This window comes from Acidovorax sp. GW823-FHT01C06 (assembly GCF_058798375.1).
In genome coordinates, this window is sequence record NZ_JBXAKN010000001.1 from 492,435 (window position 1) to 506,781 (window position 14,347).

The 14,347-nt window shown below is 67.5% G+C and carries 10 protein-coding genes; 8 read left to right on the forward strand and 2 right to left on the reverse strand.

Features of this window, described 5'->3' with window-relative positions; translation table 11 throughout:
• The first annotated feature begins 117 nt into the window (after nucleotides 1–117).
• From AC1RCS_RS02265 to AC1RCS_RS02280, 4 genes are all read left to right on the forward strand, one after another.
• Nucleotides 118–2,028, forward strand: coding sequence for an amidohydrolase (locus tag AC1RCS_RS02265; protein WP_492245670.1), 1,911 nt, complete (start codon nucleotides 118–120; stop codon nucleotides 2,026–2,028).
• A 5-nt stretch (nucleotides 2,029–2,033) separates the two neighbouring features.
• Nucleotides 2,034–2,438: a DoxX family protein gene (locus AC1RCS_RS02270; RefSeq protein ID WP_492245750.1), complete on the forward strand. Its 405-nt coding sequence runs from the start codon at nucleotides 2,034–2,036 to the stop codon at nucleotides 2,436–2,438.
• The gene (locus tag AC1RCS_RS02275) at nucleotides 2,431–4,083 is read left to right on the forward strand and encodes an MFS transporter (protein ID WP_492245669.1); all 1,653 of its coding nucleotides are present in this window, start codon (nucleotides 2,431–2,433) and stop codon (nucleotides 4,081–4,083) included. Before AC1RCS_RS02270 ends, AC1RCS_RS02275 begins: the two co-directional genes overlap by 8 nt.
• A 470-nt stretch (nucleotides 4,084–4,553) precedes the next feature.
• Entirely contained in the window at nucleotides 4,554–5,777 is a 1,224-nt protein-coding gene (locus AC1RCS_RS02280) for a PDDEXK nuclease domain-containing protein (protein WP_492245668.1), read from the forward strand.
• 40 nt (nucleotides 5,778–5,817) lie between these two features.
• Here AC1RCS_RS02280 and AC1RCS_RS02285 read toward each other — a convergent pair whose 3' ends face one another.
• Nucleotides 5,818–7,926 (reverse strand): molybdopterin-containing oxidoreductase family protein, encoded by a 2,109-nt coding sequence (locus AC1RCS_RS02285; protein WP_492245667.1) that lies wholly within the window; start codon nucleotides 7,924–7,926, stop codon nucleotides 5,818–5,820.
• Nucleotides 7,927–8,078: 152 nt separating this feature from the next.
• Here AC1RCS_RS02285 and AC1RCS_RS02290 point away from each other — a divergent pair, with 152 nt between their 5' ends.
• A complete protein-coding gene (locus AC1RCS_RS02290; protein WP_492245666.1) occupies nucleotides 8,079–9,227 on the forward strand; it encodes an ABC transporter substrate-binding protein in 1,149 nt (382 codons plus the stop codon).
• A gap of 146 nt (nucleotides 9,228–9,373) precedes the next feature.
• Here AC1RCS_RS02290 and argE read toward each other — a convergent pair whose 3' ends face one another.
• Nucleotides 9,374–10,546, reverse strand: coding sequence for an acetylornithine deacetylase (argE, locus tag AC1RCS_RS02295; RefSeq protein WP_218297279.1), 1,173 nt, complete (start codon nucleotides 10,544–10,546; stop codon nucleotides 9,374–9,376).
• Between the two features lie 76 nt (nucleotides 10,547–10,622).
• Here argE and AC1RCS_RS02300 point away from each other — a divergent pair, with 76 nt between their 5' ends.
• The 3 genes from AC1RCS_RS02300 to AC1RCS_RS02310 all read left to right on the forward strand — a co-directional run bounded on the left by AC1RCS_RS02300 (nucleotide 10,623) and on the right by AC1RCS_RS02310 (nucleotide 14,277).
• On the forward strand, nucleotides 10,623–11,831 hold the full coding sequence (locus AC1RCS_RS02300) for a M20 aminoacylase family protein (RefSeq protein WP_218297278.1): 1,209 nt from the start codon (nucleotides 10,623–10,625) through the stop codon (nucleotides 11,829–11,831).
• Between the two features lie 94 nt (nucleotides 11,832–11,925).
• Nucleotides 11,926–13,023, forward strand: coding sequence for a M14 family metallopeptidase (locus AC1RCS_RS02305; protein WP_492245665.1), 1,098 nt, complete (start codon nucleotides 11,926–11,928; stop codon nucleotides 13,021–13,023).
• 252 nt (nucleotides 13,024–13,275) lie between these two features.
• Nucleotides 13,276–14,277: a LuxR C-terminal-related transcriptional regulator gene (locus tag AC1RCS_RS02310; protein WP_492245664.1), complete on the forward strand. Its 1,002-nt coding sequence runs from the start codon at nucleotides 13,276–13,278 to the stop codon at nucleotides 14,275–14,277.
• Nucleotides 14,278–14,347 lie beyond the last annotated feature (70 nt).

Sequence of the window (14,347 nt, forward strand, 5' to 3'; positions counted from 1 at the left end):
CGGTTCTCGCCGTACGCTTGTACGGCTGCGGTCCTCGATGCAGGCTCGGGCCGCTCGCTACGGCCACTGTACCCTTTTTGCGCTCTGCCATTGCTGAAATTCTCTGAGCCCCAAGACATGAACCAACCTGCCACCACTCCCGACCTCATCCTGCGCAACGGCCGCCTCACCACGCTGGACCGCGCCAACCCCACGGCCAGTGCGGTCGCCATTGCGCAAGGGCGCTTCACCAAGGTGGGTGACGACCGCGAGGTGATGGCGCTGGCCGGTGCGGGCACGCGCGTCATCGACCTGGGCGGGCGCAGCGTGCTGCCGGGGCTCATCGACAACCACCTGCACATCATTCGCGGCGGGCTCAACTTCAACATGGAGCTGCGCTGGGACGGCGTGAAGAGCCTGGCCGACGCCATGGCCATGCTCAAGCGCCAGGTGGCCGTGACGCCCGCGCCGCAGTGGGTGCGCGTGGTGGGCGGCTTCACCGAACACCAGTTTGCGGAAAAGCGCCTGCCCACGCTCGCCGAGCTGAACGCCGTGGCGCCCGATACGCCCGTGTTCATCCTGCACCTGTACGACCGCGCATTGCTCAACGGCGCCGCGCTGCGCGCCGTGGGCTATGGCAAGGACACGCCCGCGCCACCCGGCGGCGAGATCGTGCGCGACAGCGCGGGCAACCCCACGGGCCTGCTGCTGGCCAAGCCCAATGCGGCCATCCTGTACGCCACGCTGGCCAAGGGCCCCAAGCTTCCGCACGACTACCAGGTCAACTCCACGCGCCATTTCATGCGCGAGCTCAACCGCCTGGGCGTGACCGGCGCCATCGACGCGGGCGGTGGTATGCAGAACTATCCGGATGACTACGACGTGATCCAGGAGCTGGCCGATGCCGACCAGCTCACCATCCGCCTGGCCTACAACCTGTTCACGCAAAAGCCCCAGCACGAGAAGGAAGACTTCCTGAGCTGGACGGCCACCTCGCAGTACAAGCAGGGCACGGATTACTTTCGCCACAACGGCGCGGGCGAGATGCTGGTGTTCTCCGCCGCCGACTTCGAGGACTTCCGCCAGCCCCAGCCCGAGCTTGCGCCCGGCATGGAAGGCGAGCTGGAAGAGGTGGTGCGCATCCTCGCGCAGAACCGCTGGCCCTGGCGCATGCACGCCACCTACGACGAGACCATCGAGCGCGCGCTCAACGTGTTCGAAAAGGTCAACCAGGACACGCCGCTGGCCGGCCTGAACTGGTTCTTCGACCACGCCGAGACCATCTCGGAAAAGTCGATCGACCGCATCGCCGCCCTGGGCGGCGGCGTGGCCGTGCAGCACCGCATGGCCTACCAGGGCGAGTACTTCGTCGAGCGCTACGGCGCTGCCGCGGCCGAGGCCACGCCCCCGGTCAAGCGCATGCTGGAGAAAGGCGTCCACGTGTCCGCCGGCACCGACGCCACCCGCGTGGCCAGCTACAACCCCTGGGTGTCGCTGTCCTGGCTCGTCACCGGCAAGACGGTGGGCGGTCTGCAGCTCACGCCGCAGCGCAACTGCCTCACCCGCGACCAGGCCCTGCGCATGTGGACCGAGAACGTCACCTGGTTCAGCAACGAGCAGGGCAAGAAGGGCCGCATCGAGGCGGGCCAGCTGGCCGACCTCGTCGTGCCCGACCGCGACTTCTTGGCCTGCCCCGAGTCCGACATCGCCGACACCACGGCCCTGCTCACCGTGGTGGGCGGCAAGGTGGTCTATGGCGCGGGCGACTTCGCGCGCTTCGACGACGCGGCCCCGCCGCCCGCCATGCCCGACTGGTCGCCTGTGCGCACCTTCGGCGGCTACGGCGCCTTGGGCGCCTGGGGCGCCCAGGGAGGGCCGGACGGCGCGCCGCTGCAGGCCGTGCTGCGCAACGCGGCGGCGAACTGCGGTTGCGCCAGCAACTGCAACCTGCACGGCCACGCCCATGCCACGGCCTGGAGCAGCAAGCTGCCGGTGTCCGACCTGCAGGGCTTTTGGGGTGCGCTCGGCTGCGCCTGCTGGGCGGTGTGACGGTGCTGCACGCATTGCACACCGCCGCCACCGCTCCCTGGGTGCAGACGCTGGCGCTGCTGTGCCTGTGCGCCGCCTACCTGCAGGGCGGCATCGGCAAGGCCCGTGACTTTGCCGGTGCCGTGGCCGAGGTGCGCTCGCTCGGCCTGGCGCCCGCCGCGCCCATCGCTGCCGCCACGCTGGTGCTGCAGCTCTCGGCCTCGGCGCTCATCCTGTCGGGCTGGTACCGCTGGCTGGGGGCGCTGGCCCTGGCGGGCTTCACCGTGCTCGCCGCCTTGCTGGCGGACCGCTTCTGGGCTGCACCGCCCGCCGATCGGCAGCGCAGCGCCAACGCATTTTTTGAACATTGGGGCCTGGTGGGCGGCATGCTGCTCGTCGCCTGGCACGACCTCGGAGGCCGCCATGTCTGATCACCGCCCAACCAAACCCGACACCACCACCGCATCGGGCAGCTTCGCGCCGCTGGCCATTCCCGTCTTCGCGGTGCTGTGGACCGCCACGGTGCTGGGCAACATCGGCAGCTTCATGCGCGACGTGGCCAGCGCCTGGATGGTGACCGAGCTCTCGTCCAGCCCCACCGCGGTCGCGCTGATCCAGACGGCCGCCACGCTGCCGGTCTTTCTGCTCGCCATTCCCGCGGGTGTGCTGTCGGACATCCTGGACCGACGCCGTTTCCTCATCGGCGTGCAGGTGCTGCTGGCCGCCGTCAGCGGTACGCTGCTCATCCTGGCCAACACCCACACGCTGACGGTCGAGTGGCTGGTGGCGCTGACCTTCGTGGGCGGCATCGGCGCTGCGCTCATGGGCCCCACCTGGCAGTCCATCGTGCCCGAGCTGGTGCCGCGCAGCGAACTCAAGAGCGCCGTGGCGCTCAACTCGCTGGGCATCAACATCGCACGCGCCATCGGCCCGGCGGCGGGCGGCCTGCTGCTGGCCAGCTTCGGCGCGGCGATGGCCTACGGCCTGGACGTGCTGAGCTATGTGTTCGTGATCGCCGCGCTGCTGTGGTGGAAGCGCCCGAAGGCCGAGGCGTCAGGCCTGAACGAGCAGTTCTTCGGCGCCTTCCGCGCCGGCGTGCGCTACGCCCGCGCCAGCCGCGAACTGCACGTGGTGCTGCTGCGCGCGGCCGTGTTCTTTCTGTTTGCCAGCTCCGTCTGGGCGCTGCTGCCGCTGGTGGCGCGCCGCATGCTGGGCGGCTCGGCAGGCTTTTACGGCGTGATGCTGGGCGCCGTGGGCGCGGGCGCCATCCTGGGCGCCGTGCTGCTGCCCCGTTTGCGCCAGCGGCTCGACACCGACGGCCTGGTGCTGCTGGCATCCCTGCTCACCGCCGCCGTCATGGGCGTGCTGACCGTGGCCCCGCCCCAGTGGGCCGCCGTGGCGCTGATGCTGGTGCTGGGCCTGGGCTGGATCATCGCGCTGACCACCCTCAACGGCGTGGCCCAGGCCGTGCTGCCCAACTGGGTGCGCGGCCGCGGCCTGGCCATCTACCTCATGGTCTTCAACGGCGCGATGGCCGCCGGCAGCCTGGGCTGGGGCCTCATCGCGGGGCAGGCCGGCTTGCCGGCCACGCTGCTGATGGGCGCGGCCGGGCTGGTGGTGGCGTCGCTCATCTTTCACCGCGTGAAGCTGCCCACCGGCGAGGCCGACCTGCAGCCCTCCAACCACTGGCCCGAGCCCCTGCTGGCCGAGCCCGTGGCGCACGACCGGGGCCCGGTGATGGTGCAGATCGAATACCGCATCGCCAAGCCCGACCTGCCCGCCTTCCTGCAGGCCATGCACCGCCTGTCGGCCGAGCGCCGCCGCGACGGTGCCTATGCCTGGGGCGTGGCCGAACACACCGGCGAGCCGGGCCGCGTGATTGAGTGGTTCCTGGTCGAGTCCTGGGCGGAGCATTTGCGCCAGCACCACCGCGTGTCCAAGGCAGATGCGGATCTGCAGGCGGAGGCTCTGCGGTTTCACCAGGGAGCGGAGCGGCCCGTGGTGCATCACTTTTTGGCGTTGACTGCCGACGATGCGGGTGAGGCGGACCGCTTTGGCGCCCAGCCAGCACACTGATCGGCAGATTTTTGAATATAAATAGCTGCCTACCGCTTATTGAGTAGGCGCAATAAGCTATCAAAATGTGAGCGATCAGGTCTGCCGTGGCGTGCGGAGCTCGTCAGGCTCGGACACACCGTTGCCACAGGGTTTTCATCAGGCGGTTGCAGAACTTTGCATTTCCCGGCCGCCCCTGTGCCTGGCGGTCCGTCTCGCGCACGTCGTTTTCAAAGACGACGGGACGTGAAGCGCGACGGGCGGAACACCCCATAATTCCAAGGCCGAACTGCAACGAGAACCACCTTGCTTTCACACCCAACCCCGTGCCATAAGCAGAACATCACCTGGCTGTTGTCGTGGCAGACAGCACCGAAATTTTCGCGCCCGTCAGCTTCGGCTCTGGCGACTGTAGGGGTGGCGACTATGTGCTGTAGTGCTTGCTGGGATGTGACGGGTGCGCGTGCCAATGTGCCTGGGGAGGATGGCGTATGACCCGCAAGGCTGCAGCAGGCAAAGAGGTGGCGGTGGCTGCTCCGCTGTACGGACGGGTCTGTGAAATTCTTGACGCTGCCCGTGCCCACGTTGCGAGAACCGTGAATACCACGCAAGTGATGGCCAACTGGCTTATCGGGCGTGAAATGGTGGAAGAGGAGCAACGCGGCAAGCGGCGTGCGGACTATGGGCGGCAGTTGGTGGTCCAGCTGTCTGCGCAGCTGACGGCGGCGTACGGCAAGGGATGGTCGGCCCAGAGCCTGTTCTACATGAAGCAGTTTTACCTGGCGTACCCCAGCTTGATGGAGAAGGACGACTTTCTCCACGCAGTGCGTGGAGAAACCAGTGCGATCGCAAAGCTCCACGCACCGCGTGGAGAAACTGCCCCTTGGACGCCCGGTGCGCTGCACCCCAACCTGGCCTGGACGCACTACCGCACCTTGCTGCGTGTAGACCGCGCCGAAGCACGTGCCTTCTACGAGATCGAAGCCATCCGCCATGCCTGGTCGGCCCGCGAGTTGGAGCGGCAGATCAATACGTTGCTGTTTGACCGCCTGGCCAAAAGCCGCGACAAGCAAGGGCTGATGCGCTTGGCAACGGAGGGCCAGGAGGTCAGCCAGCCGATTGACGTGCTGAAAGACCCGATGGTGCTGGAGTTCCTCAGCCTGCCGGAGTCGCCGCGTCTGGTGGAGTCCAAGCTGGAGCAGGCGCTGATCAACAACCTGCAGACCTTTTTGCTGGAGCTGGGCAAGGGCTTCGCCTTTGTCTCACGGCAAGAGCGCATCACTCTCGATGGTGACCATTTCTACATCGATCTGGTGTTCTATCACACGGTCCTGAAGTGCTATGTGTTGATCGACCTGAAGGTGGGCAAGCTCACCCACGGCGACCTGGGCCAGTTGCAGTTCTACGTGAACTACTTCGATCAGGAGCGGCGGACCGAGGGGGACAACCCCACGCTAGGCTTGATCCTTTGCCCCGACAAGAACGACGCCGTGGTGAAGTACACCTTGGGGGAGCAGCAGGCGCGCAATATTTTTGCGAGCCGTTACCAGTTTCATGTGCCGACGGAAGAAGACCTGCAGCAGGAACTGCGCCGCGAACTGCGGCAGCTGTCTGCCATGGCACAACCAAGCGTGCAAGCTACCGCGCGCAAGCCCAGGACCGCTGCCGCCTCGTCGAAGGCCAAAGCCAGCAAAAACAGCGAGGGAAAAGCGTGAGTCAGTTCCCCTCCATCAAATCGGTGAAGCGGCTCTCGGTTCAGCTCGGCATCGCCGGCTCTTCTACGGCACAAGCCTCCACCTCCACCAAACAGTCATAAAACGTTGGCGCTCGCCCCAGGTCGGTCAGCGCCTGGCTGGTCACCTCGTTCACATTGGTGCCGTCAAGCCCCAGCTTGCGCCACCAGATGCCCAGGCCGTTGACCACGCCGGGCCGTGCGCGGCGGGAGACGGTGGCGTGGCACTGGTAGCTGCCACGGTCGTTGAACACGCGCACCACGGCGTCGTTGCCGATGCCGCGGGCTTCGGCGTCGTCGGGGTGGATCTCCAGGATCGGGCGGCCTTCGATGTTGCGCAGGCTCGTCACGTTCACGAAGGTGGAGTTCAAAAAGTTGCGCGCAGGCGGCGAGATCATCGCCAGCGGGTAGCGTGCATCCGTGCCCTGCAGTTCGTAGTTGGGCAGGTGGTCGGGCAGGCCGTCTAGGCCCTGGGCGGCCAGGCGGGCGCTGTAGAACTCGCACTTGCCCGACGGTGACGGAAAGTTGCCTTCGGCGAACAGTGCATCCGGGATGGCCACGGTGGCAAAGCCCTGGGATTCGAGCAGCGCGTAGTCCACGGCATCCCCAAACGCCTGGCGGCACAGCGCCTCGTCGGTGTCGGCAAAGCAGGGCTCGGCAAAGCCCATGCGCGCGGCCAGATCGCGGAAGATCTGCGCGTTGCTGCGGGCCTCGCCCAAGGGCTTGATGGCGGGGCGGTTGAGCACCACGTCGGTGTGGCCGTAGGACAGGTGCACGTCCCAGTGTTCGAGCTGCGTGGTGGCGGGCAGGATGTAGTCCGCGTAGTCGGCGGTGTCGGTCTTGAAGTGCTCCAGCACCACGGTGAACAGGTCTTCGCGCGCAAAGCCGCGCACCACCTTGCCCGAGTCCGGAGCCACCGCCACGGGGTTGCTGTTGTAGACCACCACGGCCTCGACCTTCGGGCCGAAGGCGGGCGATGCCTCGCGCAGCAGGTCGTCGCCGATGGTCGTCATGTTGATGGTGCGGGGCACGCGCCCTGAGGCCGCCTGGGGCATCAGGTCGGGCCGCTGCAGCACCGCGCGCTGCGCCGGGAACTGGCCGGAGCTGGACAGCAGCACGCCGCCCGCGCGGTGGCGCCAGGCGCCGGTGAGGGCGGGCAGGCAGGCCACGGCGCGCACCGCGTTGCCGCCGCCGCGCACGCGCTGCATGCCGTAGTTCAGGCGGATGGCGGCGGGCTTCGTGGTGCCGTAGTCCCGGGCCAGCTGGCGGATCTGCTCGACCGGAATGCCGCAGATCTCGGCGGCGCGCTCGGGCGGCCACTGCAGGGCGCGCTCGCGCAGCGGGTCCCAGCCCAGCGTGTGGCGCGCGATGTAGTCGTGGTCCAGCCAGTCGTGGGCGATCAGCTCGTGCATCAGCGCCAGGGCCAGCGCGGCATCGGTGCCCGGGCGCAGGGCGATGTGCTCGTGGCACTTGTCGGCCGTCTCGCTCTTGCGCGGGTCGATGCACACCAGCCGGGCGCCATTCCTCTTGGCCTGCTGCGCGTAGCGCCAGAAATGCAGGTTGCTGCCGATGGAGTTGCTGCCCCAGATCAGGATGAGCTGCGATTCGGCGAAGAACTCCACCTTCATGCCCACCTTGCCGCCCAGGGTCTGCGTCAGCGCTTCGGCCCCGGCGGATGCGCAGATGGTGCGGTCGAGCAGCGATGCACCGAGCTTGTGGAAGAAGCGGCGGTCCATGCTCTCGCCCTGCACCATGCCCATGGTGCCGGCGTAGCTGTAGGGCAGCACGGCCTCGGGGTCGCGCGCGGCGATGGACTGCAGGCGATGGGCGATGTCGTCCAGGGCCTCGTCCCAGCTGACAGGCGCGAACTGGCCGCTGCCCTTGGGGCCCGTGCGCTTGAGCGGAGTGAGCACGCGCTCGGGGTGGTAGCTGCGCTCGGTGTACTTGCTCACCTTGGCGCACAGCGCGCCGTCGGTGTGGCGGTGGTCGGGATTGCCCTGCACGCGGGTGGCCACGCCGTTGTCGTCCACGGTGGTGATCAGGGCGCAGGTGTCGGGGCAATCGTGCGGGCAGGCGCCACGCACCTGGACGGGGACAGCTGGCGGAGAAATGGTGGCGGAAGGCGTGGACATATGTGGGGTGGTCGTTAAACTGCCAGAGGGTTGGAAACGGCGTGCATATCTAACCAACATCTATCAAATTGCGCATCGCTTCCCCAGCAGGCTGCTCACCGGCAGCATCGAGGGGTCAGCCTCGTTGTGTTGACAGGAAGAGGGATTTCACCATGAAGCAAATGGCATTGGGGCGCAGACAGTTTTCCATCGGCCTGGGTGCGGCCGCGCTGGGGGGCTTCCAGAGGGCGGGTGCCCAGGGCGAAGGCCGCATCGTGCTGGGCCAGTCGGCTGCCTTCACCGGCCCGGCGGCGCAGCTGGGCGTGCAGTTCAACCTGGGGGCCAAGCTCTTTTTCGACCAGCTCAACGCCCAGGGCGGCGTGGGCCGGCGCATGGTGGAGATCCGCACCATGGACGATGGCTACGAGCCCGACCGCTGCGCCGAAAACACCAGAAAACTCATCGCCGACGAGGTGTTCGCCCTGTTCGGCTACATCGGCACCCCCACCAGCCTGGCCGCGCTGCCCCTGTTCACCCGGGAGAAGGTGCCGTTCTTCGGCCCCTTCACCGGGGCCGAGGCGCTGCGCCAGCCATTCAACCGGCTCATCTTCCATGTGCGCGCGTCCTACTACGACGAAACCGCGCTCATCGTGCGCCAGCTCACCAACCTCGGGCTCAAGAAGATCGCCGTGTTCTACCAGAACGACGCCTACGGCAAGGCCGGGCTCGACGGCGTGAACCGGGCACTGGCCGAGCTCAAGCTCGCGGCGGTGGCCACGGCCACGGTGGAGCGCAATTCCACCGATGTGAAGGCCGCCGTGGACAAGCTGGTGTCCGCCCAGCCCGACGCCGTGGTGCAGATCGCCGCCTATGCGGGCAGCGCGGCCTTCGTGCGCGCGGCGCGCAAGGCGGGGTACGGCGGCACGTTCTACAACGTGTCTTTCGTGGGCACGCAGGCCCTGGCCGACGAGCTGGGCAAGGACGGCGCGGGCGTGGTGGTCTCGCAGGTCGTGCCCTCGCCCTACCAGCCCTCGCGCCAGATCACGCGCGAATTCCTGGAGGCCATCAAGAAGGGGGGCGACAAGGTGCAGCCCAACTATTCCAGCATGGAAGGCTACCTGGCCGCCCGCATCTTCACCGAGGGCCTGCGGCAGGCGCAAGGCAGTGGCAAGCTCACGCGCGAGAGCTTCATCGCCGGCACCGAGGCGATCGGCAACCAGGTGATCTCGGGGTTTCCGGTGTCGTTCAGCGCCACCAGCCACGCGGCGTCGAAGTTTGTCGAGATGTCGATGCTGACGGGGGACGGACGCGTGAGGACTTGATATCCCCCTGAGCCGCTTCGCGTCTTCCCCAGAGGGGGACGCCACCCGTGGCCTGGCGGAGCCAGTTCCACGGTGGCACTGGTCTGGGGCGCGCCAGTTGCAGCCCGCGTGGGGATTGCGTTGGCCAGAGGCTTTTCAGGACTTGGCTAGTCGATCGAGGTGGTGCGCGCCAGCCCCTGCATGAACGCCTCGCAGCGCGCCAGCTGTTCCAGGCTCACATACTCGTCCGGCTGGTGCGCCTGGCGGATGCTGCCGGGGCCGCAGACCACGGTGGAGATGCCGGCGTTCTTGAACAGGCCGGCCTCGGTGCCGAAGGCGACGAGGGTGGTGCTCTTCTCGCCCGACAGGGTCTGCGCCAGGCGCGTCACCGGGTCGTCCTTGCTGCCCAGGAAGCTCGGGATCTCGCAGATGGTTTCGAACGAGAAGCCGGCCGCCGGCGCCACCTGCTTCATGCGCGGCTCCAGAGATTTCGCATACGCCACCACCTCGGACTGCATCTGCGCGGCGTTGGCCGTGGGCAGGTCGCGGAATTCATAGCGGAACTCGGCATCGCGCGGCACCACGTTGTCGGCGATGCCGCCGTGGAACTGGCCCACGCTGGTGGTCGAGAACGGCACGTCGAAGCCCTCGAAGCGGGGCTCCTCGCGCTCGAAACCCTCGCCCATGTCGCGCAGGCGGCCGACCACGCGGGCCGCCATCTCGATGGCGTTGACCGAATGGGGCGTGAGCGACGAGTGCGCCTCCTTGCCGCGCACGCAGCACTTGTAGCGGTACACGCCCTTGTGGGCGATGGCGGGCACCATGCTGGTGGGTTCGCCCACGATGCAGGCCAGCGGCTTGATGTTCGCTTCGCGCAGGTCGGCGATCAATTCCTTGACGCCGAAGCAGCCGATCTCTTCCTCATAGCTGAAGGCCAGGTGCACGGCGAAGGGCGCGTTGCTGTGGAGGAACTGCTCGGCCTGCGACACGGCGATGCCGATGAAGGCCTTCATGTCGGCGCTGCCCCGGCCATACAGGCTCGGCCCCTCGGGGCCGTCCAGGACGCGCGCGCTCAGCGGGTCCATCGTCCATTCCTGCCCATCCCACGGCACGGTGTCCGTGTGGCCCGAAAGGATCACGCCGGCCGGCTTGCCTTCGCCCAGGGTGGCGAACAGGTTGGCCTTGGTCTTGTCCTCGTTGAAGGTCAGCCGGCTTTTCACGCCCAGCCGGGCGAGGTGGTCGCGGATGAAATGGATCAGCTCCAGGTTGGAGTTGTGGCTGACGGTGTTCATGCGCACCAGGGTTTGCGCGAGTTCGAGGGCGTGTGGCGAGAGCTTCATGTTGCAGTGCAAATAAACCCCGGGTGGCGCAGGGCAGGCCAGCGGGCTAGACTGTGAGATCGTAAGGATACATATCATGAACGTTATTGATTCCATCGTCACGCAGGCGGCCAGTATTGCCGCCGTGCGCCGGGACATTCACGCGCATCCCGAGCTGTGCTTCGAAGAGGTGCGCACCGCCGATGTGGTGGCGCAAAAGCTCACCGAATGGGGCATTCCCATCCACCGTGGCCTGGGCACCACGGGCGTGGTCGGCATCGTCAAGGGCCGCGACGGCGGCGCCAGCGGACGGGCCATCGGCCTGCGCGCCGACATGGACGCCCTGCCCATGCAGGAGTTCAACACCTTTGCCCACGCCAGCAAGCACCAGGGCAAGATGCACGCCTGCGGCCATGACGGCCATGTGGCCATGCTGCTGGCCGCGGCGCAGCATTTCGCCAGGCACCGCAATTTCGACGGCACCGTGTACCTGATCTTCCAGCCGGCCGAAGAGGGCGGCGGCGGTGCGCGCGAGATGATCACCGACGGCCTGTTCGAGCAGTTCCCCATGCAGGCCGTGTACGGCATGCACAACTGGCCTGGCATGCCCGTGGGCCAGTTCGCGGTGAGCCCCGGCCCGGTGATGGCGTCCAGCAACGAGTTCAAGATCACCATCCGCGGCAAGGGCAGCCATGCGGCGCTGCCGCACAACGGCATCGACCCGGTGCCGATCGCCTGCCAGATGGTGCAGGCCTTCCAGACCATCATCAGCCGCAACAAGAAGCCCGTGGACGCGGGCGTGATCTCGGTGACGATGGTGCACGCGGGCGAGGCCACCAACGTGGTGCCCGACAGCTGCGAGCTGCAGGGCACGGTGCGCACGTTCTCCATCGAGGTGCTGGACCTGATCGAAAAGCGCATGAAGCAGGTCGCCGAGCACACCTGCGCCGCGCACGACGCCACCTGCGAATTCCACTTCCACCGCAACTACCCGCCCACCGTGAACTCGCCGGCCGAGGCCGACTTTGCGCGCAAGGTGATGGCCGGCATCGTGGGCGAGGCCAATGTGCTGGTGCAGGAGCCCACCATGGGCGCGGAAGACTTCGCCTTCATGCTGCAGGCCAAGCCCGGTGCCTACTGCTTCATCGCCAATGGCGACGGCGCGCACCGCGAGATGGGCCATGGCGGCGGGCCCTGCACGCTGCACAACCCGAGCTACGACTTCAACGACGACCTGATCCCGCTGGGCGCCACCTACTGGGTCAAGCTGGCCGAGGAGTGGCTGGCGCAGCCAACGGCGGCCTGACGCCGGCTTCTTGGCTGTCCTGACGCCCCGGGCCCCCTGCGTGCCCGGGCTTTCTTTTCTCTTGTTTCCAACCCACCCACGAAAGCCACCGCCCATGATCGGCATCGCCCGCGCCTTTTCGCCCAGCTACGCCCAGGCCCGCAAGAAATTTCTGGAGGCCGCGGCCGCTGCGGGCCTGCCCATCGAATCGCACGCCCACCCGCTCAAAGGGCGCGACGGCGAAGACCTGGCCATGGACGTGGTGCGCGACGGCCCGGCCGATGCGACCAGGCTGCTCATCGTGAGCAGCGCCTGCCACGGCGTGGAAGGCTACTGCGGCAGCGGCGTGCAGGTGTTTGCGCTGCACGATCAGGAGTGGCGCGACAAGGCGCACGCGGCCGGCGTGGCCACGCTTTACATCCACGCGCTCAACCCCTATGGTTTTTCGCACGTGCGCCGCTTCACCCACGAGAACGTGGACCTGAACCGCAACTTCCAGGACTTTTCAAAGCCCCTGCCCGTGAACGAGGCCTACCGCGAAGTCCAGCCGCTGCTGCTGCCCGAGGCGTGGCCCCCGTTGCCCGAGAATGCCGCCGCCGTGCAGCAGTACATCGGCACCAAGGGCGAGGCGGCCTGGCAGGCCGCCATCTCGCGGGGCCAGCACGAGTTTCCGCAAGGCCTGTTCTTTGGCGGCACCGAGCCCACCTGGAGCAACCGCACGCTGCGCCAGGTGCTGCGCCAGCATGGCGCGGGCGCGTCGCACATCGCGTGGATCGACCTGCACACGGGCCTGGGCCCCAGCGGCCATGGCGAGCGCATCTACGCCGGCAACGACGACGATGTGGCCGTGGCGCGCGCACGCGCCTGGTGGGATGGCGGCGGCGCCACGCCGGTCACCTCCATCTATGACGGCTCGTCCACCTCGGCCTTCCTCACCGGCCTCATGTGGACCTCGATCTACGACGAATGCCCGCATGCCGAGTACACCGGCATCGCCATGGAATACGGTACCGTGCCCGTGCTCGACGTGATGAACGCGATCCGCGCCGAACAGTGGCTCAACCTGCACCCCGGCACCCCCGCCGACAAGGCCGCGCAGATCAAGGCGCAGATGCTGGCGGCGTTCTACACCGACACCGATGAATGGAAGGGCCAGATCATCAGCCAGGCGCGGCAGTCGATGTTCCAGGCGGTGGATGGGCTGGCCCGCTGAATGGAATGGAATTGGCCGCTGGCGCTTTGTGAATAAGCGCAGAAAGCTATAAAAATGATAGCATTTGCGCCGGCGCGGGCTGCAGCCGCGTAGCGGGCTGCGCACGCACCTGCCGCCGCCTCGGGGGGGCTTGGGGTGGCGGCCCGTGCGTGGCCGCTACCATCGCCTGAAAAAACAGGAGACTGGCGCCATGGCCCACGCAGACGACGCGCTTCGCGCAGCGCAAGACGCCCCGGCGGTATGCCGATGAGCATGCCCCCTTCCGCAACGGGCGGGCGCGGCCCCTCCGATGCCTTGCGGGCGCTCAGCCGCAGCCTGCTCGCGCTGGCGCGGGGGGCGCAGCAAGCGCCGCCGCAGGACATGCTGCACCAGGCCTTGCAGACGCTGCGGGAGCTGGTCCCCTTCGATGCGGCCTGGTGGGGCGAGGTGTCGGCCGGCGATGTGCATACCGGTCCGCGCAACTGGCTGCATGGCAGCATCGGCCTGAGCAAGAGCTTTGCGCAGGAATGGAACGAACTGTCCGCGGTGGACGAGTTCGCGCGCCAGTCCATGACCCGGCTGGGCGTGGTGATCCGCGAGCGCGATGTGGTGGGCGATATCGTGGAACACCCCGAGGTGGTGGCGTTCAGCCAGCGCCATGGCCTGTACCACTGCATGGCGCTCACCGCCGAGCTGCCCCACAGCGGACTGATGTTTTTTGTCTCGGTGTACCGCCCGCAGGCGCGTTCGGAATTCACCGACGAAGAGACCGTGCTGTTTGGCGAATTTGTGGTGCATCTGCTGCAGCACTGGCACCACGTGCTGCAGCGGCTGCAGAGCGAGTCCGCCAGCCGTCCCTGGGACAGCTTTGCGCTGGCGGAGCCCTCGGGAGAGCTGCTGTTTGCGGGCCTGCGCATCAGCATGGCGCTGGGCGAGGCGTGCCCCGGCTGGACGGGAACCCGCGTGCCGCTGGAGGTTCTGCAGGCCCTGCCACGTGCTCCCTGCAGCCTGTTGGTGGGCAAGTCCTGCCGCTTGCGGCTCGAACCCTGCGGTCCGCTGGTGGCTGTCAGCATGGCATCGCGCCACCAGAAGTCCCCACTGGCCCCGCGCGAGCTGAGCGCCGCCATGCTCTACGCCCAGGGGCGTTCCCACAAGGACATCGCCGCCACCCTGGGGCTCACCCCCGCCACCGTGCGCACCTACCTGCGCACCGCCTACGCCGTGCTGGGGGTGAACAACAAGCTGGCGCTGGTGGCGGCGCTGCGCAACGGGTAGCCAGGCCTGCTCGGTAGTTTCCCGGGCCCTCTGCATTTGCAGGGGCTGCAAGGGTGCCTTCTTTTCCTAT

Excerpts from the sequence above, each read along its gene's own strand:
- AC1RCS_RS02265 (WP_492245670.1), top strand. The coding sequence starts at position 118 with ATGAACCAACCTGCCACCACTCCCGACCTCATCCTGCGCAACGGCCGC.
- AC1RCS_RS02275 (WP_492245669.1), top strand. The coding sequence starts at position 2,431 with ATGTCTGATCACCGCCCAACCAAACCCGACACCACCACCGCATCGGGC.
- AC1RCS_RS02280 (WP_492245668.1), top strand. The coding sequence starts at position 4,554 with ATGACCCGCAAGGCTGCAGCAGGCAAAGAGGTGGCGGTGGCTGCTCCG.
- AC1RCS_RS02285 (WP_492245667.1), bottom strand. The coding sequence starts at position 7,926 with ATGTCCACGCCTTCCGCCACCATTTCTCCGCCAGCTGTCCCCGTCCAG.
- AC1RCS_RS02290 (WP_492245666.1), top strand. The coding sequence starts at position 8,079 with ATGAAGCAAATGGCATTGGGGCGCAGACAGTTTTCCATCGGCCTGGGT.
- argE (WP_218297279.1), bottom strand. The coding sequence starts at position 10,546 with ATGAAGCTCTCGCCACACGCCCTCGAACTCGCGCAAACCCTGGTGCGC.
- AC1RCS_RS02300 (WP_218297278.1), top strand. The coding sequence starts at position 10,623 with ATGAACGTTATTGATTCCATCGTCACGCAGGCGGCCAGTATTGCCGCC.
- AC1RCS_RS02305 (WP_492245665.1), top strand. The coding sequence starts at position 11,926 with ATGATCGGCATCGCCCGCGCCTTTTCGCCCAGCTACGCCCAGGCCCGC.
- AC1RCS_RS02310 (WP_492245664.1), top strand. The coding sequence starts at position 13,276 with ATGCCCCCTTCCGCAACGGGCGGGCGCGGCCCCTCCGATGCCTTGCGG.